This is a genomic window from Alteromonas sp. ISO5, from assembly GCF_058105165.1.
This window is the reverse complement of the sequence record NZ_CM176572.1, coordinates 202,639-227,108: the sequence shown is the minus strand read 5'-3', so window position 1 is coordinate 227,108 and position 24,470 is coordinate 202,639. Positions and strand designations below refer to the sequence as shown.

Annotated in this window: 20 protein-coding genes; 16 read left to right on the top strand and 4 right to left on the bottom strand. The window is 48.4% G+C overall.

The genetic code is table 11. From position 1 onward, the window contains the following. Positions 1 to 100 precede the first annotated feature (100 nt). Complete coding sequence (gene aceK / locus AC2T0J_RS00980) at positions 101 to 1,801, bottom strand: bifunctional isocitrate dehydrogenase kinase/phosphatase (protein ID WP_489810407.1); 1,701 nt, start codon at positions 1,799 to 1,801, stop codon at positions 101 to 103. 176 nt (positions 1,802 to 1,977) lie between these two features. Between aceK and AC2T0J_RS00975 the strand changes: the two genes are divergently transcribed. Continuing rightward, complete coding sequence (locus AC2T0J_RS00975) at positions 1,978 to 2,361, top strand: SpoIIAA family protein (RefSeq protein ID WP_489808344.1); 384 nt, start codon at positions 1,978 to 1,980, stop codon at positions 2,359 to 2,361. A 139-nt stretch (positions 2,362 to 2,500) separates the two neighbouring features. Continuing rightward, the gene (locus AC2T0J_RS00970; RefSeq protein WP_489808343.1) at positions 2,501 to 3,019 is read left to right on the top strand and encodes a hypothetical protein; all 519 of its coding nucleotides are present in this window, start codon (positions 2,501 to 2,503) and stop codon (positions 3,017 to 3,019) included. A 285-nt stretch (positions 3,020 to 3,304) separates the two neighbouring features. Here AC2T0J_RS00970 and AC2T0J_RS00965 read toward each other — a convergent pair whose 3' ends face one another. The 3 genes from AC2T0J_RS00965 to AC2T0J_RS00955 form a co-directional block, all read right to left on the bottom strand. Then, entirely contained in the window at positions 3,305 to 4,288 is a 984-nt protein-coding gene (locus AC2T0J_RS00965) for an MBL fold metallo-hydrolase (RefSeq protein ID WP_489808342.1), read from the bottom strand. Between the two features lie 12 nt (positions 4,289 to 4,300). Beyond that, positions 4,301 to 6,805: a TonB-dependent receptor gene (locus AC2T0J_RS00960; protein ID WP_489808341.1), complete on the bottom strand. Its 2,505-nt coding sequence runs from the start codon at positions 6,803 to 6,805 to the stop codon at positions 4,301 to 4,303. 506 nt (positions 6,806 to 7,311) lie between these two features. Next, complete coding sequence (locus AC2T0J_RS00955; protein ID WP_489808340.1) at positions 7,312 to 8,220, bottom strand: LysR family transcriptional regulator; 909 nt, start codon at positions 8,218 to 8,220, stop codon at positions 7,312 to 7,314. A gap of 239 nt (positions 8,221 to 8,459) precedes the next feature. Between AC2T0J_RS00955 and AC2T0J_RS00950 the strand changes: the two genes are divergently transcribed. The 14 genes from AC2T0J_RS00950 to AC2T0J_RS00885 all read left to right on the top strand — a co-directional run bounded on the left by AC2T0J_RS00950 (position 8,460) and on the right by AC2T0J_RS00885 (position 23,695). Further along, a complete protein-coding gene (locus AC2T0J_RS00950; RefSeq protein ID WP_489808339.1) occupies positions 8,460 to 9,461 on the top strand; it encodes a fumarylacetoacetate hydrolase family protein in 1,002 nt (333 codons plus the stop codon). Between the two features lie 22 nt (positions 9,462 to 9,483). Continuing rightward, on the top strand, positions 9,484 to 10,278 hold the full coding sequence (locus tag AC2T0J_RS00945) for a cyclase family protein (RefSeq protein ID WP_489808338.1): 795 nt from the start codon (positions 9,484 to 9,486) through the stop codon (positions 10,276 to 10,278). A gap of 53 nt (positions 10,279 to 10,331) precedes the next feature. Then, on the top strand, positions 10,332 to 11,501 hold the full coding sequence (locus AC2T0J_RS00940) for an alpha/beta hydrolase family protein (RefSeq protein WP_489808337.1): 1,170 nt from the start codon (positions 10,332 to 10,334) through the stop codon (positions 11,499 to 11,501). A 13-nt stretch (positions 11,502 to 11,514) separates the two neighbouring features. Beyond that, positions 11,515 to 12,435 carry a VOC family protein gene (locus AC2T0J_RS00935; RefSeq protein ID WP_489808336.1) on the top strand — a complete coding sequence of 307 codons (921 nt, stop codon included), beginning with the start codon at positions 11,515 to 11,517 and terminating at the stop codon, positions 12,433 to 12,435. Positions 12,436 to 12,450: 15 nt separating this feature from the next. After that, a complete protein-coding gene (locus AC2T0J_RS00930) occupies positions 12,451 to 12,783 on the top strand; it encodes a Rieske (2Fe-2S) protein (RefSeq protein ID WP_489808335.1) in 333 nt (110 codons plus the stop codon). Between the two features lie 27 nt (positions 12,784 to 12,810). Further along, the gene (locus AC2T0J_RS00925; protein WP_489808334.1) at positions 12,811 to 13,944 is read left to right on the top strand and encodes an FAD-dependent oxidoreductase; all 1,134 of its coding nucleotides are present in this window, start codon (positions 12,811 to 12,813) and stop codon (positions 13,942 to 13,944) included. Between the two features lie 141 nt (positions 13,945 to 14,085). Then, positions 14,086 to 14,475, top strand: a complete 390-nt coding sequence (ligA, locus tag AC2T0J_RS00920) for a protocatechuate 4,5-dioxygenase subunit alpha (protein ID WP_489808333.1) — start codon at positions 14,086 to 14,088, stop codon at positions 14,473 to 14,475. Then, a complete protein-coding gene (locus AC2T0J_RS00915) occupies positions 14,475 to 15,314 on the top strand; it encodes a class III extradiol dioxygenase subunit beta (protein WP_489808332.1) in 840 nt (279 codons plus the stop codon). The genes ligA and AC2T0J_RS00915 overlap by 1 nt, the downstream gene beginning before the upstream one ends. Before the next feature lie 17 nt (positions 15,315 to 15,331). Then, the gene (locus tag AC2T0J_RS00910; protein ID WP_489808331.1) at positions 15,332 to 16,048 is read left to right on the top strand and encodes an alpha/beta fold hydrolase; all 717 of its coding nucleotides are present in this window, start codon (positions 15,332 to 15,334) and stop codon (positions 16,046 to 16,048) included. Positions 16,049 to 16,053: 5 nt separating this feature from the next. Continuing rightward, a complete protein-coding gene (locus tag AC2T0J_RS00905; protein WP_489808330.1) occupies positions 16,054 to 16,488 on the top strand; it encodes a nuclear transport factor 2 family protein in 435 nt (144 codons plus the stop codon). A gap of 455 nt (positions 16,489 to 16,943) precedes the next feature. Further along, positions 16,944 to 19,223, top strand: a complete 2,280-nt coding sequence (locus tag AC2T0J_RS00900) for a TonB-dependent receptor (protein WP_489808329.1) — start codon at positions 16,944 to 16,946, stop codon at positions 19,221 to 19,223. Positions 19,224 to 19,326: 103 nt separating this feature from the next. After that, entirely contained in the window at positions 19,327 to 20,547 is a 1,221-nt protein-coding gene (uxuA, locus tag AC2T0J_RS00895; RefSeq protein ID WP_489810406.1) for a mannonate dehydratase, read from the top strand. 153 nt (positions 20,548 to 20,700) lie between these two features. Next, positions 20,701 to 22,329, top strand: coding sequence for a carboxylesterase/lipase family protein (locus AC2T0J_RS00890; RefSeq protein ID WP_489808328.1), 1,629 nt, complete (start codon positions 20,701 to 20,703; stop codon positions 22,327 to 22,329). 154 nt (positions 22,330 to 22,483) lie between these two features. Continuing rightward, positions 22,484 to 23,695, top strand: a complete 1,212-nt coding sequence (locus AC2T0J_RS00885) for an MFS transporter (RefSeq protein ID WP_489808327.1) — start codon at positions 22,484 to 22,486, stop codon at positions 23,693 to 23,695. The last annotated feature ends 775 nt before the right edge of the window (positions 23,696 to 24,470 follow it).

Here is a 24,470-nt window from a genome sequence, read left to right as displayed (position 1 = left end):
TGGCAAAGGGGGATGATTGCTAATTAGTAATGTTTTACCAACCAACAGCTTAGGGAAAAGAATTTTATAGGAAACTGCTTTACTTAAGTTTCGCCCTTCATCAGGTAAAGTGCTGGCCTTGTCGCCTGAAACTCCGGGACTTTGGATAGGGCGTAAAGTTGTGAATAGTGCCCTGTGATACGTATTGTTGAGCCTCGCGCCAGTATTCGGGTGTCATTAAATCACCATGGAGGGTTTTTAGCATTTCCTTAAAAGGGCGTTTGCCGACAATAAAATGCTCAAACTGCTCGGGAAACACATCATTGGGGGCCACTGACAGCGTATCTAACGCGTAGGGGTCGTCTGATTTTGGTATCGAACGGAAGTTGCGTTCATCCATCCAGCAAATTTCATCATAGTCGTAAAAGATCACGCGGCCATGCTTGGTTATGCCAAAGTTTTTATGCAGCATATCGCCGGGAAAGATGTTCGCCATGGCAATTTGTTTAATGCAGGTGCCCAACTCATCTATAGCGTTATGCAGTTTCTCTGGGTCCGTTTCCTGCTGCAGGTACAGGTTTAATGGCGTGAGCTTTTTTTCGATATACAGGTGCTTAATAATCAGTTCATCGTCGGTTATTTCTACACTGGATGCGCAGGTTTCCTGTAACTCTTCGAGTAAAGCAGGACATATCCGGCGGAGGGGAAAGCGGAAGTTCACGTATTCGTGGGTGTCGGCCATGCGACCGACCCGATCCGACATTTTCACCAGCTTGTAGCGGTCAATAACGTGCTCTCGGGTAATCTTTTTACTTTCGGCAAATTCATCCTTTATCACTTTAAACACCACGCCATAGGACGGCAGGTGAAATACCATCATTACCAGGCCACGAATACCGGGCGCAATTTCAAACTGATCATCTGAGTTACCCATGTGTTCCAGAAAGTTACGATAAAACGCGGTTTTGCCATGTTTGTAATGGCCCAGGGCAATAAACAGTTCGAACTGTTTTTTGTTGGGCAGCAGTTCATGCAGAAACGCCACCAATTCGCTGGGAAACTGTGTGTCAGCCATAAAGTAACTGCGGGCGAAGCCGAAGATCACGCTTAAATCCTGCCTTTCGGTGAGCAAGGCATCCACGTATATCAGGCGATCTTCATTAGTGTGCAGAGCAATAACGAAAGGCACTGTGCGCTCAGGCATGCAAATCCGGCCCACCAGGTAAGCGGCTTTCCCCCGGTAAAACACCGGTTTTAGCATTTCAACCGCGGTAACGCTGGCTAGTTCTTCTTTGCTCAGACGCTGGCGTAGGGCATCATCCAGTTGCTGCATATCCCGGGCACGATCCTCGAAGCCAATATTGAACCGGTAACAGGCAAAAATGGACTCGTACATTTCCATTACCGTGGTGGTGGTATCGAAACTGTGGATCACTTTATGTCTGTCCTGGCCCGCCAGAAAGCAGCGGCTGGAGGTCACAAACATAATAGTGTTGTCGATGGATCTATGCCGGAACACCTTACCAATGACTGAGTTATAAAAGGTTTCTGCTAATTCGTACTGCGGGTGGTTTTCAATGAGTTCAGCAAAAGCTTTTTTAAGCAACTCCCAGAACTGCCGATCTTTGCGGTGGTCCATGATAAAGTCGTATAATTCAGCGACTGCTGTCGCCAGACTCTGTTCGTAAAGCGAGATACGCTCTTTAGAGGCCGCCAGGGCTTGCCGCCACTGTCCTTTTTCAAAACGCTCCTGCGCGCCACGGGTGACACGACTGAACCAGCGATAGTTTTTGTCGAAGCTGGTCATAATCTGATAGGCCATTTTCTTGGCTTGCGCTTTATCTGACACTGTTGGTATCCGGTTGAACTCAATGAACAGAACATAGCACAAGCAGGCCCTGATTCGGTACGTCCTGCTGCGTTATGTTGATATACATCAGCGTGAATAGTAGTACCATGACGTAAACTGAATCTGAAACTAAAGTATAAGGAGGCGTTATGACTGCGCAGGTTACGCATGGTGTTGCTATTGGTATTGAACGGTTTGAAAACACCCTGTATGTGTCGATGAAGGCCGCAGGTAAGTTAACTCACGAGGATTACAAGGCATTTACGCCTTTGCTGGAGGGGGCGTTGGAGACCATTGAATCACCACAGGTTAAAATGCTGTTTGATGCGACCGAATTTAATGGCTGGGAACTACGGGCCGCCTGGGATGATTTTAAAATAGGACTGCGCCATGGCAGTGAGTTCAGCAAAATTGCTATCGTAGGAAATTCCGACTGGCAAGCACTGATGGCCCGCATAGGCAGTTGGTTTATCAGCGGCGAGATTAATTATTTTACCGAAACCCGGGAAGCCATTAACTGGTTGTGCGAGTAACGTCTTGTCAGTGGTTGGGCTGCTCAGCGTTAAGAAAGGTTAATTCGCTGTATTCCACTATCGATTTTCGGCAGAATGGCGCCTGGTTATTAATCCCTGGTAGTTATTCTGCCCCATTAAGCGTTTAAAAGAGGACCTCATGGCGTCGCCCAAATTTCATAATTCCTTCAGACAATATCACCGTTGGATTGGTTTTTTTCTTGCCGGCATCATGGCAGTTTACGCGCTCAGCGGCGTGTTATTGATTTTCCGGTCTACCGATTTTCTAAAGTTTGAACACACCTCCCATCGCCAGTTAGAAGCCGGATTAAACGGTAAGGGACTTGGTGAACAACTGCGTATGCGCGGTTTTAAGGTTGAACAGGAAACTGACGGTAAAATAGTATTTGCCCAGGGCGAATATAATAAACAAACCGGTGAAGCCCGTGTAAAGGGTAAAGATTACCCCTTTCCACTGAATAAAATGGTGAAGTTGCATAAAGCGACGACTAACAGCCCGCTGTTTTTCATGAACATTGCTTTTGGGGTTGCGCTGTTGTTTTTCGTGGTTTCGGCATTCCTGATGTTTATCCCGCGGGCATTGCCTTTTAAAAACGGCCTCAAAATTGCCGGGGTCGGGTTTATTTTTGCGATCGTAATGGTGTTGTTCGGTAGTTAACGGGTTACTTTTCGTTTGCAGGTTGAACCGTTTGTTTTTGCAGGCGGCTACTACCCCAGACAGAACAACGAGTCGCAAACGTTTGCTTTAACGGAGCGTTAAACGATAGATGTAGCTGTTGGTTGGTCTGTACGTTACTGTGAATTTTACTGAGTTCGCGAGGTGAGTAGTAGCCTGACTGAATTTTAATGGTCGAACTAATGCACTCATGGTGCATTAGTTATCGAGGGTGCAGGGTTTTATTCAGCATTATACTGTGGGTTGAGTCTCGAATCGGTTACTGGGTTACTTGCTTAACCTGAAGCGGTCCAAATCGTTGGCAATGGTAATTGCTCCCCGATAAAACTCAGCCACTTCTGCGCGGTATCTGGCAAATTCCCCGGGCGTAACCAAGCCTGGTGACATATGGGTAATCACCAGTTTTTTAACCTTGGCGCTGGTAGCGAGTTGACCGACCTGATCTGGCGTTAAATGGTGGGTGGATAAATGCTGCTGCATATGCTTTAACGCCTTGGGTGGCATATTCGGACTCATCCTTTTTACCAGATTAACCGTGTGACCCACATCCATCATTTCACTAATCAACAAATCGGCTCCCTGTGACAGCTTGTCCACCGCTTCACTTGGCCCCGTATCCCCTGTGTAAACTACCGTATAATCCGGTAACGTAAACTTATACGACAACGCCTGAAACTTTTCATATTCCTTACTGCCTGCGGGCCAGCTGTAATGTGTATTTCGCCGCGCAGTCATATTAAAGCCATCAAAATCCAGGCTCGAACCATCCGTTATTTCGACTACTTCAACATGGCTTTCAGGTGCAGCCGGAACCTGGCCAGGGACTCCATAGTGACCGAGCGCACCGAAACGCATGAACTCGAAGATCCCTTCAACCGTTTGTTTAGTACCTGGCGGGCCGTAAATCGTCAGGATACTTTGAGTTTCAGTTTGCCAGCGCAAACTGAGAATGGCTGGCAGACCGCCGGTGTGATCAAAGTGCAAATGACTCAAAAATACCGCTTCAATATTTTTAATATTCAAACCGGCTTTGGTAAGCTGGCCAGCTGTACCATCTCCGGTATCAACCAGATAGGTTTTGCCATTCACCAACAAGGCATTGGCTGGTTGCGAATGATGAGGGTGGGGCATAGGCCCCGCCATGGTGCCGAGAGTTATCCATTCATTATTCGCAGGTGCACTTTGTGCACCCGCTGATACGATATAGACAAGACTGATTATTAGCAGTGACAGTTGGTTTAATAACTTCATAGTATTTTCACTTTAAAAGTCGTAGTAAATATTCAGACCAAAGGTGCGGGGCGTTTCATAGATGGTACTGACCAGATTGCTGCCACTGCCAAAGATCTGTGTGGTCGACTTGATGTTTTCATCGGTCAGGTTTCGGACATAGGCCATTACGGACCACATAGTGTCTGGTGAATAAACCCGCAATGCGGTATCTAAAGTGGTTACCGCTTCAGCCCGTTGCACCGGCGTAAAGTCAAAGCCTACCCAGCGTTCGTCACGATATCTGCCATCCAGGGTGAATACCGCAGAATAGCCATTGGCGAACTCAAAATCCTGTTCTATACCGAGGTTTAAGGTCAGTTTGGGAGAGTTTCGACCCTCTTGTCCTGAGCAATCTACATTATAAACCGGCACGCTATCGGTGACAGACACTACAGAGGTATTACAACCGGTTACTACTTGAACGGCCTCATCGGGTGTGCCTTGTAGATAGCTGAATTGCTCGATGGTGTTATCCAGTAATTGCACATTGGCTTTCAGTATTGTCATATCGGTCGCTTTAAACAAGACATCAACTTCCGCTCCCTGGATTTTCGACTGACCAATGTTTTCGGTAAAGAAGGCTGAGTTACCGTTGCCATCTAAGCCAAAATGGCTGGCTTGCTGATCTTCGTAGTTCCAGACGAAGGCTTCAGCATTGACCTGTAAATGATCGTTTAAAAATCGATTTTTTGATCCAATGGTAAAGGCTTTGATGTATTCAGGGGCAAACTCTTCACGCCCGGTAGTAGGACTGAAGCCGCCGGAGCGATAGCCGGTTTCATAACTGGTGTAAAGCAAATTCCCTTTGGCGATGTCATATTCGAGCGCTACCCGGTAGGTAAACTCGCTATTGGCTTGAACCTTGTCGACAACGGTAGGGTTAATAAACAGCAGGTTAGCGGTTGCCGTAGCCGGTGCGCCTGGAAATAACGGTAACTGACCATATGGTACCGGGCCGGTGCCAATGCCGGGTGCGCCGACAGGCAAATCTGCTGGGTTGATTTTCGCTAAGGTGTCAGCCACTGAGGTACCTACCGGTATAACCGGACTACCCTGACAATCAGGGATTTCAGGGCCTCCAGGATACACCGGCAGATCGCGGATACACTGGCTTAAGAATACATCAGCACGACCATCAAATGACTTTTTGTCATCGGTGTAACGTAGGGCACCGACTAAGCGTAAATCATCACTAAGGTTGTATTTGGCGCGAGCAAACACTGCACTTGATTCGGTACTTGAGTCATCAATTTTTTGAGTGGATTGCAAGGTATATTGATTAAACACCGCAATACCGTCCACCGCTTCGTCAAAATAGAAAGCGCCTAAAATCCAGTCCACCGGCCCGGTCCGGGTTGACAAGCGTGCTTCCAGGCTGGTTTGCTGATGATTTTCCTGATTGATACCGGCCTGAAACCCTGGGTTGTTAAACAACACATCAATGGTATTCTCGCGATACGCTGGGATCACCACCAGTTCCCCGAATCCCAGATCCACATTCAGTTCTGCTGACATACCCATATATTCATTGTCAATAAAAGGTTTTTTAAGTGGGGTCATTTTGGTAAAGGCTGGTGAGGTATCCAGTGAGGTGAAATACTCTATCGCAGCGGGTGTAAAGGCGCCGGTATGGGGAGCTGAAACATTCGCCGGGGCCGGTAAGAAATTATAACCAGGCACATTATTAGGGTTGTCGGATGGCCCGTTCAGAGGCAAGCTATAGTTACCTGAAAAGGTGGGAGTAATACCTGTACCTTTGGTGGTTGAGTAGTCAAATGACAGACGCAAATTTACCTTACTGCTAAGTTCGCCGTAAAGCTGAGCGCGCAATGCGGTGTCATCGGTGGAAGCGGTACCATCATCGTTGTAACCGTCGTTTTTTAACTTTCCCACTGCCAGTCTGGCTGCCCAGTCACTGCTTATCGGTAAATTGATCGCCGCCGACGCTTCTTTTGTGCCAAAATTTCCCATCCCCACCATTATCTTGCCGAAGGTATCGCCCAATTCGGGTTTAGCCGGAAGAACATTAATCGCGCCAGCCGTGGCATTGCGACCATACAGAGTGCCTTGTGGCCCTTTTAGCACTTCAACGCGTTCAATATCCAGAAATGTCGCTGTTGTGGCCGTGGGTCGACCAATAAATACGCCATCAACGTTAAATGCCAGGGCTGAGTCGGTATAAGCGTTAACTGCAAAATTGCCTACACCGCGCACAAAAAATATCGCGCTCGAACCGCCACCAGAAGCAACGGTCAGTGCCGGTGATATTTTATTCAGGCCGCTGGCGTTGGTTATTCCCAAACGTGACATATCTTTGGCGGTGGCGGCATCAATAGGCACCGCTACCGACTGAATATTTTCCGATGAACGTTGTGCAGTAACCGTAATTTGCTCTATTCCCGAGTTATCTTCGGTAGTTCCCGTAGTCTGCGCTATTGCTATTGTAGAGAAAACAGAGGCTCCTAATAGCGGTATTATTAACGATTTTTCTTTCATCACTCACCTATTAAATAGCTAGTTCATTAACGACGATGTATTTCCCTGTTGCATACCTGCTTATCTGAAAATGCGATAAATTTTGTTCTTCTTAGTGTTGGCTGATACATTCAGGTAATGTTTTAGCAACATATTTTTAACCTTACAGGGTTGTGACGTATTGAAGTAATCGACTTTAAAAATACTAAGTAGCGCTAATCGTGATACTTCGCTTGGTGAATATAGCTATAGCTGATAGAACTGTTGACTTGTCTGACTGGGCGGGCCTAAGCGAGCCTCACGTTTTTCGTGAAGGGAGGAGGTACCGCTCACTTCTGACAAGCTCAGCCTGCAGAGGTCGGTGGTTGTAAAGCCCTCTATCGAGGCGAATGAGTAGAGGATGCACGAAAAAGAAAAAGCCGGACAAAAAATCACTGCACTTTCTTGTTCCGCATGGTAAATCAATTTGTTAAGTCTGCGAACATGTCGCGAACTAAGTCAACGCCGCAGACTGATGGCATTAGTGACTAATTGAGTGCCGCCGCAGCAGACTGGATTTTATCCCTGACCCAGCGGTGTAAAGGATCGTTTTCCATCACTCTGTGCCACTGCAAATGTTCGCGCATGACCGGTAATTTCACTGGGGTAGGGATGACCTTAAGCGGCAGATACTGGGCATAGTATTCTGCCAGGCGCTTGTGCATTGTGGCTATACGATTGGTACCAACGACCAGTTGCGGTAAGGTATTAAAATCACAACTAATGACTTCAATGCGGCGCTGAACATCATATTGTTTCATGAACCAGTCTTCGATACTCAGTTCGCGCTTGCTACCAAAACCTACCGATACATGCCCCATGTTGATGTATTGTTCAAAACTGATGGTGTCCCCGACCTGGGCGTTATCTTTCCATACAACACAGACATGCTCTTCGACAAACAGCAACTCCGAGGGATGATCTTTTGAGGTATAGCGTTCGGGCAATAGTAAGAAATCCACTTCACCACGGGCCAACAGGTTTTCTGCTTGTTGATAGGGGTTCAGAATTTCAAAGCTGATCCCGGGCGCTTGTTCCTGTAAATCATGGATGACTTTGCTGAGCAATACTGTGATGGCGAAATCGGCACTAATAATCCGAATATGCCGTTTACTCACCGAGGGGTCGAAGGTTTGTCGATTTACAATGCTGGAGCGAATCTTCAGCATTACATCACGTACGGGTTCCTGCAATTCCAGGGCGCATGGAGTAGGGAGCATATTGCGTCCCACTTGCACCAGTAATTCGTCGTCAAAGTAGAGACGTAAACGTTTCAGGATACCACTGGTTGCAGATTGCGTCATATTAAGACGCTCAGCACTTCGGGTTATATTGCATTCTTCCAGTAACACATCGAGTGCAACCAGTAAGTTAAGATCCAAATGTTCTAAGCGCATGTGCGTCTCTCTCGGTTTTATCTAACTATTGTGTTTCACGATGTTTTCTAACCTAAGCATCATTTTTCAATTTCGCCGCTGTCTGCATCAGGGTTAATCCGCACAGGTAAACCTGGCTTGAAAACGGTTGCTTACCTATCACGTTTGCAACTACATGGCATTGTAATAAGTGATTATTCTTATAGGTCAACAGGCGTTAATGTAGCAGAAATGTAAATGATATGGCACGGAAAATAACAATGAAATTTGCAAGCCTGAAAAACGGGACACCGGATGGCAGTCTGTTATTGGTCTCCCGGGATCTGCGCAAAGCCGTGAAGGTTGAACATCTGGCTGCGACCTTGCAAGACGCGTTGGAAAACTGGGATAAGCTTAATGACCAGTTTATTGAGCTCTACCAGGCACTGAATAACGGTTTGCTGACCGACACGCTGGATTTTTCTCCTGCCCGGGCAATGGCCCCTTTACCGCGCAGTTGGCAATGGCTTGATGGCTCACTATTCCTTAGCCACGGTGAACTGATGCAACAGGCATTTCATCTGGATCCGATTGATGGTGCAGATACCATACCACTCATTTATCAGGGCGCAGGTGATGACTTTCTTGGCCCTTGCGATGATGTCGCCCTGCCCAGTGAAACCCATTGCATTGATTTTGAAGGGGAGTTCGCAGCCATTGTTGATGAAGTACCGATGGGTACGCCAGCCGAGAAAGCACTCGAGCATGTACGCCTGCTAATGTTAGTTAATGACGTAAGCTTACGCGCAATGGCTGTACGGGAGATGAATACCGGCTTTGGCTTTGTGCAGGCTAAGCCTTCGAGCAGTTTTTCTGCTGTTGCTATTACGCCGGATGAACTGGGTGAGTATTGGCACAATGGCCGTGTTCACTTGCCATTGCACGTGCACTGGAATGACGAGTGGTTTGGTCACCCTCACGGCAGTGCCATGCATTTTGGGTTTCATCAACTTATCGCACATGCTGCCCTCACTCGCCGCCTTAGCGCTGGCACTATTTTGGGATCCGGCACGGTATCTAATCACGATCGTAGTGCTGGCTCAGCCTGTATTTCTGAACGTCGGGCAATTGATCAAATTGAATTTGGTGAAATTCGTACGGACTACATGAAGTTTGGCGACCGAATCCGCATTCATGCCTCCTTACCTGATGGTACTGCGCCATTTGGTGCAATTGACCAGACCATTACCCAGTCACCAGCGCTGCGAGCCGGTGAAAATTAACCGCATTCAAAGGCTTATTTTTATGAAACTCAGCAGTTGCAAGATGATCGACTTATCCGTCACGCTGGAGAATAACCCCTATACCGATCCCCCGGAGATGCTGCCAGAGATTGAATACCGTGATCACCACGTCGGCTGGCCGCTTATGGCCTCCATGTTTCCGGGTTTGAAAAAATCTGACATGCACGGCGGTGAAGCCCCAGCCGGTGAGTTTATGAAGATCACCACGCACAGTGGTACGCATATGGATGCGCCCTGGCACTACGCTTCTACCACTGACGAAGCAATGGGAGGACGTCCCGCGTTTGGGATTGACGAGTTGCCACTGGAGTGGTGCTTAAAACCCGGAGTCAAACTGGACTTTCGTCACTTACCTGACGGCCATGTGGTCAGTGCCGCTGAAATTGAAGCGGAACTTGCCCGAATCGATTACTCACTGCAGCCCTTAGACATTGTATTGGTGAATACCCGTGCTGGCTCTGTTTATGGGCAGCCTGAGTATCTCGACGCAGGCGTTGGTATTGGCCGCGAAGGCACATTGTACTTAACAGAGAGAGGCGTACGGGTGGTCGGTACCGATGCGTGGAGTTGGGATGCGCCCTTTTCATATACCAGAAAACGATTTGCCGAAAGTGGTGATGCATCGATCGTCTGGGAAGGACACAAAGCCGGTCGTGACATCGGCTATGGCCAAATGGAAAAGCTCTCTAATCTGGAAAGCCTGCCCGATCACGGATTCCTGGTCGCTTGTTTCCCTTACAAAATTAAACACGCCTCTGCAGGTTTTGTCCGTGCAGTGGCCATTCTTGAAGCGTAACACATTCGCTCAGCGTTAGTCGCTGGAGTTGTAACACAATAAAAGGTGTCATTATGTTTAGATTTTTTCCAACTAACTATGTGTGGGATCTGTCAGTCAATCTGGCCATTGAAATGGGTGCCCGGATGGGCGAAATTCAGGAAATGTGCGGGCCATTAGCTGAGGCTGCAAAAGCCCCTGATGCCGCAGGAACCCAAGCATTCAGAGATACCTGGCAACAAATGGCAGATAAATTATGTGGTCTTGCCGAAGAAGATGAAGCTGCGGGTAACCTGCTGTCAGCTGGCGAAAAGTACTCTCGTGCCTCTACTTACTTAACGACCTGTGAGCGCCTTCAGGGCCACGGTACGGAGGGGCGCATGGAGTTATACAAGCGCTCACTTGAGTTGTTCCTTAAAGGGATAGAGCTTAAAGGTGAACGGTGTCAGCGCGTTGAAATTCCTTATGAAGGAAAGCATCTCGCTGCCTTGTATTATCCTGCCGAAGGGGTAGAAGGTCCGCAGCCAGTGCTTGTTCAGGTTAATGGTTTGGATTCCACCAAAGAAATGATTTACCGGGTAGGCCAGCCTGAAGCTCTCGCCAAGCGAGGTATCGCCTCGTTAATGCTCGATCAGCCAGGCACCGGTGAGGCGTTGCGTCTGCAAGGTTTTACGGCACGTTATGACAGTGAGCACTGGGCAAGTCGGGTCGTGGATTACCTTGAAACCCGTGATGACATCGACAGTAAACGTATCGGTATGCAAGGAGTGTCTCTTGGCGGTTATTACAGTCCGCGTGCGGTCGCATTTGAGCCTCGATTTGCCTGCGGTGTGTCCTGGGGGGCAAACCATGACTGGCGCGACGTACAAAAACGACGCCTGGAACGAGAAGGTGAATTGCCTGTGCCTCATTACTGGAATCATGTTTGCTGGGTGTGGGGAGCCAAAGACATTGATGACTTCATGCGCATCGCAGAAAACGTTCACCTTGATGGTGTGGTAGAAAAAATCAAAGTGCCGTTTTTGGTTACCCATGGTGTAAAAGACAGTCAGATACCATTGAAATGGGCGCATCGCACCTACGAGCAATTGGTTAACTGTCCAGACCGAGAGCTCAAAATCTTTACTGAGCGCGAAGGGGGGGTGCAGCACGCCAGTTTCGATAACAGCATCAATACCAGCCATTATATAGCTGACTGGGTAGCCAAGCGACTTGGTGGACGCACCGTAGCGAAAAAAGACTAACAGGCTATTGAACATGAATATAATTGGACCTGATACACTGGTGTTTGGCGTGGATGACGTTGACGCCTGTGAGCAATACTTACGGGATTATGGGCTGGAGTCAGTCGGCGATGGTCAGTTCACCGCGCTTGACGGCACTTCGATAGTGGTCGCCCACAGAGGCGATCCTTCACTACCTGAGCCTTTGGCGTCAGGCAGTATGTTGCGCAAAACTATCTATGGCGTCGCTGATCAGGCGACGCTGGATGCCATTGCCGCCGAGCTTGGTAAAGACAGAACGGTTAGGGTACTGGACAACGGCGCGTTAGAAGTTCAGGACGATGCAGGATTTGTTCTGGGCTTTCAAATTACCATTCGTAAACCGTTGTCAATGCCCGCTGAGCAGATTAACGCACCGGGGGCATCGTCCTTACGTGGCATTAATGCGCTAGGTGTTGAAAAGGACGCATCACCCAAACCCAGATCGTTATCTCACGTGGTGTATTTCGTGCCAGACTTTGCCAAATTAGAGGCATTCTATAGCCAACGTCTGGGCTTCGTGACGACTGACCGTTTTAGCCATGTTGGACCGTTTATGCGCCCGGCTGGCACCAATGATCACCACACGTTGTTCTTTATTCAAACGCCGCCACATATGCAAGGTGTTGAGCACTTTACGTTTCATATGGCAGGTCCGACTGAGGTCGTTCAGGCGGGTACCAATATGGTTAACAAAGGCTATCAGAGTTTTTGGGGACCCGGTCGTCACCTGATGGGGTCTAACTGGTTCTGGTATTTCAAGAGTCCATTTGACTGCCACATTGAATACGACGCGGATATGGATTTGCATGATGCAGAATGGACCGCGCGTGAAATGCAACCCGGCGCTGACAACTCGCAGGCCTTCTTGTTCAGATTTCAGGAGAAATGGGCGCCCGGCGGTCCACCACAATAAATAAGGAAGGCTGTTATGGTGTTGTTGTGTCATCTCGATGACCTCCCACAAGGTACAGCTAAAGGCTTTGACCCCTTGCGACAAGGACGTGATAGCGTCTTCGTGGTGCGCCAGGGGGAGACACTTCATGCCTACAGGGATTTGTGTCCGCATTATGGGGATACCACCCTTCCATGGCGCAAAGATGGTTATCTGGATAGATCGGGCGAGCATGTTGTCTGCGCCTCACACGGTGCACGGTTTGAGATTGCTACCGGCCTTTGTATTTCAGGGCCCTGTAAGGGACAGTCACTGACAGGTATCCATGTAGACGTCTCGGATACCGGGCAGGTTTGGGCGAAATTGTAACGATTAAGCAGGTTGAGGAATACGTATATGGACACATCAGTGAATAAGGTGTTAATTATCGGTGGCGGTTTTTCCGGTATGTCAGCGGCGATTCAGTTGAGTAAGCAAAATATCGAAACCCATTTATTGGAAATTAACCCTGAATGGCAAGCTGAAGGCGCCGGTATCAGTTTACATGGCGCCACATTGCGGGCGTTTAATACCTTAGGGATATTAGATGAGTTTCTTGCATACGGTAGCGGTAGTGACAAGCTTGAGGTCATGGCTGCTTCCGGTCATCCGATTGCTTCCATCCCTAACCCGCGCTTTGCCGGTCAGGATATTCCAGGGGCAGGGGCGATCATGCGCCCGGTACTGGCTAAAATTATGGCCGACAAAGTGGTTGAAAGCGGCACTAAGATTCGTCTTGGCCAAACCTACCAGACACTTGAGCAGGATGACAGCGGCGTAGAGGTAACCTTTTCTGATGGCAGTACAGACCATTTTGATTTGGTGATTGCAGCTGATGGCGTTCAATCGAAAACCCGAAAGTTGCTGATGCCAGATGCGCCGCTACCTTCCTATACGGGGCAAGGCGTTTGGCGTGCAGTGTTGCCCAAACCTCAGGACTGCAACTGCACCATGATGTGGGTTGGCCCACACCTTAAAGCGGGCATTAACCCCATGTCTCAGGACGAAGTTTACCTGTTTTTAACCGTTAACAGTGAAACTCGTCAGCGTTTTAGTCCAGAGCAAGAGCCGGCTATATTAAAGCAGTTGCTGTTAGAGAACTTTAGTGCCCCGATGGTGCAATTTCTGGCTGAGCAAATTACTCAAGAGTCACTGGTTTCTTTGCGCCCGCTGGATTCTTTACTGGTACCACAACCTTGGCACAAAGGCCGAATTGTCATGATTGGCGATACGGTTCATGCCACGACCCCGCACCTTGCCTCCGGCGCCTGTATTGGCATTGAAGATGCCATCGTACTGGTTGAAGAGTTGGCCCAAAACAGTGAACTTGCTGCGGCACTGGAAAACTACCAACAGCGTCGTTGGGAACGTTGCCGAATGGTCGTGGAGAACTCTGGCCGCTTAGGTGAAATCGAAGTAGAAGGCGGTAATAAAGGTGAACATGCCGATATTATGCGTACCTCACTGACCCGGTTGATGGAAGCAATCTAAATGACAATGGGGGTCACTATCTGCCCAACACAAAGCAGTGTAACCCGTTGATTAAGGAAGCAGTCTGGCCGTGTGTTTACCAGTATTAATACTGCACCGGTGCAGGCTGCGAAAGTAGCGTTTCATCCCAATGAGAACCTTATGACAAGCGAACAATCTTATCAGGACATACCTGGTACCACGGTGTTTGATAGCAAACAGGCGCGTAAAGGCTACCATTTGAATCAGTTTTGTATGTCCTTGATGAAAGCCGAAAACCGCCAGGCGTTTAAGGCTGACGAAGCCGGCTATCTGGCTAACTGGCCAATGACATCCGATCAACGTCAAGCGGTTATGGAGCGTGATTACACGAAAATGATCGCACTTGGTGGCAATATTTACTATCTGGTGAAAATCAGTGCTACTGATGGACTTAGTGTTGCTGCGGCTGTTGCGACGATGACCGATATGAATAGCGAAGAATATATGCAGATGATGAAAAGTGGAGGCCGAACTATTGAAGGCAACCGCTACAGCCGGGAGAAAAAATAATGGCCCGAATTAGTGCAGGTGTTGCTACCTCCCATGTCCCTTTACTGGGTCGAGTGATTGACACCAATCAAACCGACACTGAAGAGTGGCGCCCCGTGTTTAGCGGCTATGACTTTACTCGAAAATGGATAGCCGAAGAAAAGCCTGATGTGGTCATTCTGGTGTATAACGATCACGCCACTGCTTTTGATATGAAGATCATTCCGACCTTCGCAATAGGCTGCGGCAGTGAATTTCAGCCGGCTGACGAGGGATTTGGAGCCCGTCCGGTGCCTGTAGTGCAGGGCTCGCCCGATTTAGCCTGGCACATTGCTCAGTCAGTTATTCAGCAGGATTTTGATATCACCATCGTCAATGAAATGGAAGTTGATCATGGCCTGACTGTGCCCTTGTCATTAATGTTTGGACAGCCAGAGAACTGGCCATGCAAGGTGATCCCACTGGCCGTCAATGTCGTGTTGTATCCCGGTCCCAGTGGGCGGCGCTGCCTGAATTTAGGCCGTGCAATACGTCAGGCCGTTGAGTCTTTCGACGGTAACCTGAATGTACAAATTTGGGGTACCGGCGGCTTAAGCCATCAATTGTTAGGTGAGCGAGCAGGATTGATTAACCCGCAATGGGATCGCGATTTTATGGATAAGCTTAAGGATGATTATTCTGAACTGGCTAACATACCGCAGTCTGAATACATTCGCGAAAGCGGCACAGAAGGTTGTGAAATGATAATGTGGTTGGTGATGCGCGGTGCGCTTAACGAGAAAGTTGAAGAAATCCACCGCCACTATCATGTGCCAGTTTCCAATACGGCACTTGGTCACCTTGTTTATGAAAATAAATAACAAATAGGTATATAGGGATGGATCAGCCAAGCAATAAAACCCCGTTAGTACTGCTTTGCGGTTTACTCTGTGACCGCTTTATGTGGCAGGACGTTGGCGGTTTACTTGAGGATATTGCCGATGTAACTATTTTTAGTTTTGCAGGCTTTAACAGTATTAGTGAAATGGCAACCCATGTGCTTGCCAATAGCCCTGTACATTTTGCCCTGGCCGGGCATTCTATGGGGGGGCGCGTAGCATTTGAAATAATGCGCCAGGCCCCCGAGCGGATTATACGCTTGGCAGCCCTGAATACCGGTATACACCCCCGCTCTGAAAAGGAAGTTCCCGGTCGTCAAAAACTGCTGGATTTGTCACGTGAAGCGGGCATGGCCGCCGTCGCTGATACCTGGTTGCCACCGATGTTAAGCGATACGGCAAAGCAAAACGACCAGCTTGTAGCACAACTTAAGCAAATGGTATTGCGCCACAGTGCAGCCGATTTTAACGGGCAAATACAGGCTTTACTAACACGCCCTGATGCCGAAAAAGTGGTAAGTCAGGTTCGGGTGCCCACGCTGTTGATGACCGGCAGTGAAGATAAATGGAGTCCGGTTGTCCAGCATCAGGCAATTCACGAGCAAATTCCCGGGAGCAAGTTAGTGATACTTGACGGTGTTGGCCATATGTCGACAGTCGAGGCACCACAGCAAATTGCGAAAGCCATGCGTGATTGGCTAGGTCAACGGGAGTAGGGTAAATGGACCGACAGGAAAAAGCCTGTATTCAACAGGAATGTCAGCAGTTGCTCCATCGTGTGACGATGCTATTGGATAATGGGCAGTGGGAGGCACTGGCCGACTGTTATACCGAGGATGCCGTGTTGTATCGGCCCAGCGATGCTGACCACGGTATCACCGGACGCGCAGCCATTTATGATTCCTTTTGCAATCGACCACCGCGTACCAGTTGTCATATCATCGCTAATACAGTGTTTGAGATCATGACGGCAAACCAAGTGATAGCCAGTAGCCGGGTATGGCTGGTGACCGGCGCGGCCAGTGAGGCAATGCCAGTTATGGCTGACAACCAGCTAATGATCGGCAGTTTTACCGATATGCTGGTGCGAGTTGAAGGCCAATGGTTGATACAATCGCGCAAAGGGAGTATTGAGCTTAAATATAGCGGCCAGTAGACACTGAGCCGTTTTCTCTTTCCGTCAATTTACCGCTAGTACTGATAACGCATCGCCGCCGTTAGCCTGATATCATCCTTTTTGCTTTGAGCCACGCCATGTTCTGTTGGTACGGCGTTATCATCTTCTCGCTGCCCGAGCAAAATGGCTCTCCCCCCACGAATCTCTGACTACAATCAATCTATATTGTATGACCAATTATAATGTGTCTCTGTTATACACATGTGACGAAAAACACCTCAAAAAAGTCGCGTTAGCTACGATATTCAGCGGCTATATGGCAACAATCAGATATCACAATACTTACCATCACGATAATAACTTTTTAATATTCACTTTTTTGTTACATAGTTTTCACAATATTGGTAAGGCCACCAGGCAGAAATGTGAAAATTTATCGTTGCTGTCAATGGCTCAATCATACCATGCATCTGGTTCACACTTGAGGAAGTCACATGAGTCATAAATTAAAACAAAAATTATTGCCCTGTACACTCGTTGCAGCTAGCACGCTTTTCAACACGTCGGCAATTGCACAGGCCGTTGAAGACGCATTTGAACTGGAGGTCATTGAAGTGACCGCACAAAAGCGCGTGCAATCCAAAATGGATATCCCTATGTCGCTATCAGTGCTTGGTGCTGGTCAGATTGAAAATTTGGATGTGCAAGAATTTACCGATGTGACGCGTGTGTCACCTTCGCTAACAATGTCACAAGGCACCAGCCCGAATGGCAATGTTATCAATATGCGCGGCGTGGGAACTTCAGCCTTTAGTATCGGTGCTGAACCCAGCGTATCGGTAGTGGTTGATGATGTTAACTTAATCAGAACAGCCCAGGCTTTTAATACCCTGGAAGATATTGAACGTATTGAAGTGTTGCGTGGTCCACAAGGCACTTTGTTTGGTAAAAATGCGTCTGCGGGTGTGGTGAGCATCATTACGAAGGCACCCGGTGATGAATTTTCTGGCAGAGTGAGTCTTCGCGCTACCGATGATGACGAGAAGCGAGTCAGTCTGTCGTTAACTGGGCCCCTCAGTGACACCCTGGGTTACCGGATATCCAGCTATTACACCGATCGTGATGGATTTATTAACAATCTTTACAATGGTGAAGATCTCAATGGTGAAAAAGCCTGGGGAGTTCGAGGTAAACTGCTTTGGTTACCGTCTGATAACCTTAAATCGACATTGATTATTGACAAATCGTATAGGGAATCCAGTACCGGTGTTACCTGGGTAGATGCCGACCCTTCTGTTGCGGGTGAAGGTGTCACGCCTGGTGAAGACAATCTTAATGTTCGCTTTGATTCACCTAACAGTTTTGAAGCGGAACAGGAAATGGTCGTGCTGAAGTTTGACTATGACCTGCCAAACCATGCCTTAAACTCGATTACCAGTTATCAAAGCTATGACCTTGATGGTGTTGCCGACGTAGATTTAACCGATGTACCCATTTCCCCAAGCCCATTTCTTGATCCACTGGGTATAGGTGGTCCGAATATAGTGCAATTTTCTGATGAGCATTCTGATGCCATTTCGCAGGAGTTTCGTCTGACCTCGACCAATAACACGAACTTTGAATACATGCTCGGCTTGTTTTATTCGGATGCCGAAACTACCCGTGGCTTTGATCGCTACCCACTGCGCTTTTTGATTTCAAAATGGGATGCCAAAGCAACCACTGAGAGTATCGCCCTGTTTGGCCAAAGTACCCTGACTTTGTCGGATAAAACTTTTCTGGATATGGGTCTTCGTCTAAATCGCGAAAAAATCTCTGCCGAATTTATTGATTATTATGGCAGTGGTAGCTTTACCGATCCGGTTGCGGTGACGTCGTCTGGCAACGACTCGCAAAATGCCGTTACTGGAAAACTAGCCCTGCGTCATTATCTGGAAAGCGGCGATATGGTGTTTGGTAGTGTGAGTACAGGTTACAAAGGGCAGGCTTACGATATTGCATCGGGCTTTAGTCAGTACAATGCAGATAATCCTGTTGGCGAGGAAACCTCTGTATCGTTTGAGCTCGGTATAAAAGGCAGAACTGAAAACAGACACCTATCCTATGAGTTCGTCGCTTTTAGAACAGAGTTTGATGACTACCAGGCACAAGGTGCGGTGCTCGATGAAATGGGGGCCCCTACGTTTGCATTGAATAACGTGGGTAAATTGCGCACCCAGGGGCTGGAAGTTGATTTGGCGTATCAGGCCACTGAAAGTTTAAACTTGAATGCCTCGATTGCTTACATTGATGCCACGATTGAGTCTTTTGAAGGGGCACAATGTTATAGCGGCCAGACAGCTGAAGAGGGTTGTATGATCGGCGCTGGCCTCGGTGGTGTGGATATACAGAATCTAAATGGCAAGGACTTAAATAACTCTCCGGATCTTAAATACAGTTTAGGCGCTTACTGGGAAGAAGCCGCCAGTGGTCGTTCGTTTAACTATTTCGCGCAAGCCAACTATCAATGGCAGGATGATGTGAACTACGATCTCTATGGTAACCCGTTGTCAGACCAATCAGCTTACGGCATTGCGAATATTAGTTTTGGTATTGTTGAGTCTCAAAACCACAGTTACAAGTTGACGTTTTTTGTGAATAACCTGTTTGATCAAAGCTATTCTCTCGGCTACACAGACTATTCAGCTCGTCTTGGCGGCCTAACGGCATTAGGTAAGCAATGGACGCGCGGCGCAATGCGCTATATGGGCGTCAACTTTAGCTATTCCTTCTAAGCAATCACGTATCCAAAGATAAATCCTATTGCGACGGCACCGTCTGGTGTTCGTCACCCGTTGATTAGGGTCAACGAACCCAAAGGAAAGTGAGGCAATGAATATGAAAGAATCCTGGCGCTGGTTTGGACCTAATGATCCAGTCAGCTTAAACGATATTCGTCAAACGGGTGCTACCGATATTGTCAGTGCCTTGCATGATATTCCGGCCGGAGAGGTGTGGAGTGAAGAAGCCATTGTCGCCCATAAAAATAGGATAGAGGCATGCGCTCCCAATGAGACCCCCTTAGCCTGGACGGTGGTAGAAAGCATTCCGGTACATGAGTCGATCAAACTCAATTTACCTGGCTGCGATCAATACATTGACGCCTGGATTGCGACGATGGAAAACCTGGCTAAACACGGCATTAAAGTGATCTGCTACAACTTCATGCCGGTCATTGACTGGACCCGCACTGACCTGAAATACCGGTTACCGTCAGGGGCGTATACCCTGCGGTTCGATCAGCAAAAGTTTGCGGCATTTGACTTATTTATTTTGCAACGCGATAACGCAAAAGCGGATTATTCTGACGCTGAAATACAAGCTGCCAGGCAACAGTTTGAGTCGATGAGCGAGCAGGAAATACACACCCTGACGGCAAATATTATTGCCGGTTTACCTGGCAAAATGACTGACAGCTACAACCTTGACTCGTTTAAGGCAATGCTTGCGCAGTACCAGGATATGGATGACAGCAGCCTTAGACACAACCTGTTCCGCTTCTTAGCTAAAGTCGTTCCCATAGCCGAGCAGGTGGGGATGAAACTAGCCATTCATCCGGACGATCCGCCGCGTTCAATGTTCGGCTTACCACGCATAATTTGTACCGCTGATGATCTGGACATATTGTTTAACGAGATCCCCAGTGAAGCCAACGGTATCACCCTGTGTGTGGGGACTTACAGTAGTCGCCCTGACAATAACATAGTTGAAATGGCCAGGCAGTTTGGCGCTCGTATTCACTTCTCGCATTTACGCAGTGTGACACTAGAGCAAAATGAACAGCGTTCCTTCCAGGAGGCCAGTCATTTAGACGGCGATGTGGACATGATCGGGGTTATTGAACAATTACTTCGCGAAGAAAGGCGTCGAGAGCGGGTCAATGCAGGACAGGCCAATGACATATTTATTCGACCCGATCACGGCCATCAGATGCTTGATGACATCAATCGTCAATCCAATCCTGGCTATTCCGCCATCGGGCGTTTAAAAGGTCTGGCCGAAGTACGCGGTGTGATCAGAACGGTGTCACGTTTTATCAACCAGCCAGAGAGCGAGTAGTCATGCTCGTGTCATTTGACCTGAGATTTTACCTATGAATATTTCGACATTCACTTGTCTGCTATCGAAGTCACACCACTAAGGCAGGCGTCATACCTGGTGCTATCGCCAGGCCGCCCAGTTAAGTTACCGTAAACTATTGAGGGAGTTCTGATGATTTTCAAACGCCAGTTACGTTGCACCATGCATGTGCTTCTGTTTTTTTTGATAGCATTTTCAGCGACGGCGAAACAGCAAGGCTTCAATCCAACTAAGGTTGTTCAAATTAAAAGTGGGGAAATTCAAGGGACGATGGTTCAGCCGGATGTTCAGGCGTTTTTTGGGATTCCGTACGCGGCGCCCCCAGTCAGGGAGTTGCGTTGGCGCGCCCCTCAGCCTGTAGAGACTTGGAACGGTGTTTATCATGCTGATGATTTCGGGCCGCAATGCATGCAGCCTCAACGGGGCATTATGACCAATCAATATTCCGGTCCGGAAGTCACCAGCGAAGATTGCCTGTATTTAAATGTGTGGGCTAAAACTGGTGTGAAAAAAGCCCCCGTCATTGTATTTATTCACGGTGGTGGGTTTTTTATCGGCTCAGGCAGCATGCCGTTGTATGGTGGTGAGCAGGTTGCCCAACACGGGGCGGTCTTTGTTAATCTTAATTACCGGGTCGGGCCTTTGGGTTATCTCGCTCATCCTGAGCTAACCGATGAGTCAGTTCACAACAGTTCGGGCAATTTTGGCTTTCTCGATCAAATTGCGGCGCTACAGTGGGTTCATGACAATATCGCCCGGTTCGGCGGGGATCCAGATAATGTGACTATTATGGGGCAGTCAGCCGGCTCTATGTCGGTACTGGCTTTGCAGTCAAGCCCGTTAACTGAAGGTCTGTTTCATCGCGCGGTTGGAATGAGTGGCGCTCTTCTCTCATCAAGCGGACCGTTTAGTTTGCGGACCTTAGCGGTGGCCGAAAAAGATGGGGTCAGACTGCAACAAATATGGAATGCCAACAACCTGGCAGAATTGCGAGCGATGCCCGCCGATCGCTTGGTTGTACCGAGAAAACCAAGTTCGCCTCCCGTTGGACCTATTGTTGACGGCTATGTTCTGCCAGACAACATTAGTCACATTTTTAGTCGTTCGGCCCAGAATGATGTGCCCTTGATTGTGGGGTTCACTCATGATGAGTCGTTTGGTGGCCTGGGCCGCATTAATAGTGTAGCCCAATACCAACAGCGCGCTGAGGAACTTTTTGGTGAACGGGCGCCAGCGTTTTTAGCCATGTATCCGGCGTCAAGTGATCGTGAGGCAATCAGCCAGGCGCGAGCGGCGGACCGCGATAATACAATGGTCTCCGCAATGGATGTCTGGGCGCGCATGCAGACTAAGTATGGCAACGCACCTGTCTACAGCTATATGTTTTCGCGTTCTCATTCTTATCCTGATGACGTGGTAATTACTAATCTGGACCCGGCCAGTGCTGGCGCCTATCATACATCCGAAGTCCCGTTCTGGCTTGGCACCCTAGAAAGTTTTAATCGCTATCGCATCATGCGCAACTGGCGCGAAACAGACCGGGACCTGAGCAATGCAATGATAAATTCATTAGTTGCTTTTGCTCGTACTGGCACGCCCACTACGCAAACATTTAAGTGGCCATCGTATGACCCATCCCAGCCGGTGTTGCTTGAACTTGGCGACACTGCACGGCAGGCGCCCTGGCCGGCAGCGGATAAGCTGGAATTTTTCAGAGCTTCACAACCTAAGCCCGAAGTTGCTGATCAGGTGCGAGACTAGCGAACTGCAACGTCAAAATACCTTCAGTCATTCTGAAGACCAAGGGGAATCCTCCTTTCCGGTTTCCCGCAAGTCATGCAGCGCCTGCACTTGTGTGCTCAAACGCTCGACAAATTGAATAATACAGGTCTGCCAAACGACCACAGGAAATAGTATGACTATACAACAAAGTGAAGGGCTACACTCAAGTCAAAGCAGTCAGATTGCCACCACTAAACACGGCATATTGTTAATTTTAGCTGCTGTTATGCCAGTGATGGCGATCATCTCTTTGGTGCCGGTGTTGCCTCTGTTGCTGGAGGAATTTGCCAGTGTCGCAGGCGCACAGTTTCTTGTGCCCATTGCTATCACCGTACCAGCGCTTTGCGTTGCGGTGTTTTCTCCGCTGGCGGGGTGGGTTTCTGACAAGTTTGGCAGAAAACCCGTGTTATTGGTTGCCTTATTGATTTATGCCGTGATCGGCTTACTGCCCTATTTTCTGACCGACTTACACCATTTTATCGCGGCGCGGGTGATACTGGGAGTATCGGAAGCGGCTATCATGACCGTGGCCACCGCACTGCTTGGTGATTATTACGAAGGCAAAGCGCGCCAGCGCTGGGTAGCGATTCAAATGGCCAGCGTGAGTATCAGTGCCATTGTTCTGATCGCCATTGGTGGCATTTTGGGTGAGCTACTGGGCTCCCGTGGCCCGTTTTTGCTATATTTGCTGGCCCTGCCAATTGGCGTTATGGTGTGGCTGGTTCTGTTTGAGCCAAAGCGACAAACGCAGCCGCAAGTGCATCCACTGCAGCGTATTCCTTGGATCAGTATTTTGCCCATGCTAGGCACCAGTTTATTTGTCGGTGTGCTGTTCTATACCGTTATTGTCAAACTCGGTGAAATCCTTGGTCTAACCAGCGAGGTCTCGCCAGCCATGATCGGAGGAATAGGTGCGGCGGCCAATATTGGGATGGCACTCGGCGCGGTCATATTCAGAACCTTAAAGGGGGCATCGGGACCAGCGCTGATCAGTATTGGTTTTACCCTGTCAACCATCGGCTATGGTGGCGCAGCCTGGTCAAATAACTTGTTGGTAAGCAGCGGTGCACTGGTCATTGCCTGTCTGGGTTTTGGTTTGCTATTACCAACCATGCTGACCTGGATACTCAAAGAATTACCTGAGAACGTACGCGGACGCGGGACGGGGTTGTGGACCGGCTCCTTCTTTCTAGGCCAGTTTATGGCACCAATAATTGTTGCCGCGCTGCAAAGCAACCTGGCTGGGCTAGCCAATGTACTTTTGTTGTTTGCCGGTTTGTCTGGGTTGGCGATGCTAGTCAGCTTCGCCAAGCTCAAAGGTGCTCCGGGATTGGTAAGCCATTGAATATACGTGGACTGTAATCAAATCAGGCTGATATATTGCGTAAGTAGCAGGCGCCTGAAGCATCTGATTCAGGATGTTCATTGACAGGCCAGGATACCGGTAAGCAAGTCGGTGGACAGGTCAATTACCGGTTTTTCTTGGTCAAGGCGCGTTTCAAATGGTCGTTGAAGAATCATAGTGTATAAAGCGTATCAACAACCCTCACGACCGGCTTTTCTGTTGAGCCGTTATTTCACCGGTAACTTAATTCGTACTTCAATCATTTAAACAGGACAAACAAGGCTGATATTACTTGAAGATGGTGAATGTTTGAGAAAGCAGGATATTCAGCTTTTGATAGTTAGGCTGATGGTCCTGAGTACCTCGCTAAGCGCCATTGGATCATTACGCCACACCCGCAGGAAAGCGTTTTGGTATTGGGTGGCTAAACATGCAGTCCACACTTTTACCTGCTCGGTTACCCCACTGAGTTTGTATCGACAAACTATTGTTATAAAGTATAGCTAAACACGAGTAAATTGCAGGTTAAAGTATCTGGTAGTTGTGCTAAAATGCGCCCCGCAAAAAAAATCAAAAAAAAGCAAAAGACTTGCGCAAGGTTAGATAGAAGCGCCAGGCACGAGCATGTGGCCTGCTGCGAAATTACCAACGACAGTGAAAATATAGTTCGGATACAGTGCGATTGATTTTCGATTAAGCATATGAAGTAAGGCGTTCCCCGGGAGGGAGTAATGTCCCGCAACAATCGAAATGATCGAAATAACGGTCTAAAATT

Bases quoted from the DNA above. Each gene is read 5' to 3' on its own strand.
- aceK (WP_489810407.1), bottom strand. From the start codon at position 1,801: ATGGCCTATCAGATTATGACCAGCTTCGACAAAAACTATCGCTGGTTC.
- AC2T0J_RS00975 (WP_489808344.1), top strand. From the start codon at position 1,978: ATGACTGCGCAGGTTACGCATGGTGTTGCTATTGGTATTGAACGGTTT.
- AC2T0J_RS00970 (WP_489808343.1), top strand. From the start codon at position 2,501: ATGGCGTCGCCCAAATTTCATAATTCCTTCAGACAATATCACCGTTGG.
- AC2T0J_RS00965 (WP_489808342.1), bottom strand. From the start codon at position 4,288: ATGAAGTTATTAAACCAACTGTCACTGCTAATAATCAGTCTTGTCTAT.
- AC2T0J_RS00960 (WP_489808341.1), bottom strand. From the start codon at position 6,805: ATGAAAGAAAAATCGTTAATAATACCGCTATTAGGAGCCTCTGTTTTC.
- AC2T0J_RS00955 (WP_489808340.1), bottom strand. From the start codon at position 8,220: ATGCGCTTAGAACATTTGGATCTTAACTTACTGGTTGCACTCGATGTG.
- AC2T0J_RS00950 (WP_489808339.1), top strand. From the start codon at position 8,460: ATGAAATTTGCAAGCCTGAAAAACGGGACACCGGATGGCAGTCTGTTA.
- AC2T0J_RS00945 (WP_489808338.1), top strand. From the start codon at position 9,484: ATGAAACTCAGCAGTTGCAAGATGATCGACTTATCCGTCACGCTGGAG.
- AC2T0J_RS00940 (WP_489808337.1), top strand. From the start codon at position 10,332: ATGTTTAGATTTTTTCCAACTAACTATGTGTGGGATCTGTCAGTCAAT.
- AC2T0J_RS00935 (WP_489808336.1), top strand. From the start codon at position 11,515: ATGAATATAATTGGACCTGATACACTGGTGTTTGGCGTGGATGACGTT.
- AC2T0J_RS00930 (WP_489808335.1), top strand. From the start codon at position 12,451: ATGGTGTTGTTGTGTCATCTCGATGACCTCCCACAAGGTACAGCTAAA.
- AC2T0J_RS00925 (WP_489808334.1), top strand. From the start codon at position 12,811: ATGGACACATCAGTGAATAAGGTGTTAATTATCGGTGGCGGTTTTTCC.
- ligA (WP_489808333.1), top strand. From the start codon at position 14,086: ATGACAAGCGAACAATCTTATCAGGACATACCTGGTACCACGGTGTTT.
- AC2T0J_RS00915 (WP_489808332.1), top strand. From the start codon at position 14,475: ATGGCCCGAATTAGTGCAGGTGTTGCTACCTCCCATGTCCCTTTACTG.
- AC2T0J_RS00910 (WP_489808331.1), top strand. From the start codon at position 15,332: ATGGATCAGCCAAGCAATAAAACCCCGTTAGTACTGCTTTGCGGTTTA.
- AC2T0J_RS00905 (WP_489808330.1), top strand. From the start codon at position 16,054: ATGGACCGACAGGAAAAAGCCTGTATTCAACAGGAATGTCAGCAGTTG.
- AC2T0J_RS00900 (WP_489808329.1), top strand. From the start codon at position 16,944: ATGAGTCATAAATTAAAACAAAAATTATTGCCCTGTACACTCGTTGCA.
- uxuA (WP_489810406.1), top strand. From the start codon at position 19,327: ATGAAAGAATCCTGGCGCTGGTTTGGACCTAATGATCCAGTCAGCTTA.
- AC2T0J_RS00890 (WP_489808328.1), top strand. From the start codon at position 20,701: ATGATTTTCAAACGCCAGTTACGTTGCACCATGCATGTGCTTCTGTTT.
- AC2T0J_RS00885 (WP_489808327.1), top strand. From the start codon at position 22,484: ATGACTATACAACAAAGTGAAGGGCTACACTCAAGTCAAAGCAGTCAG.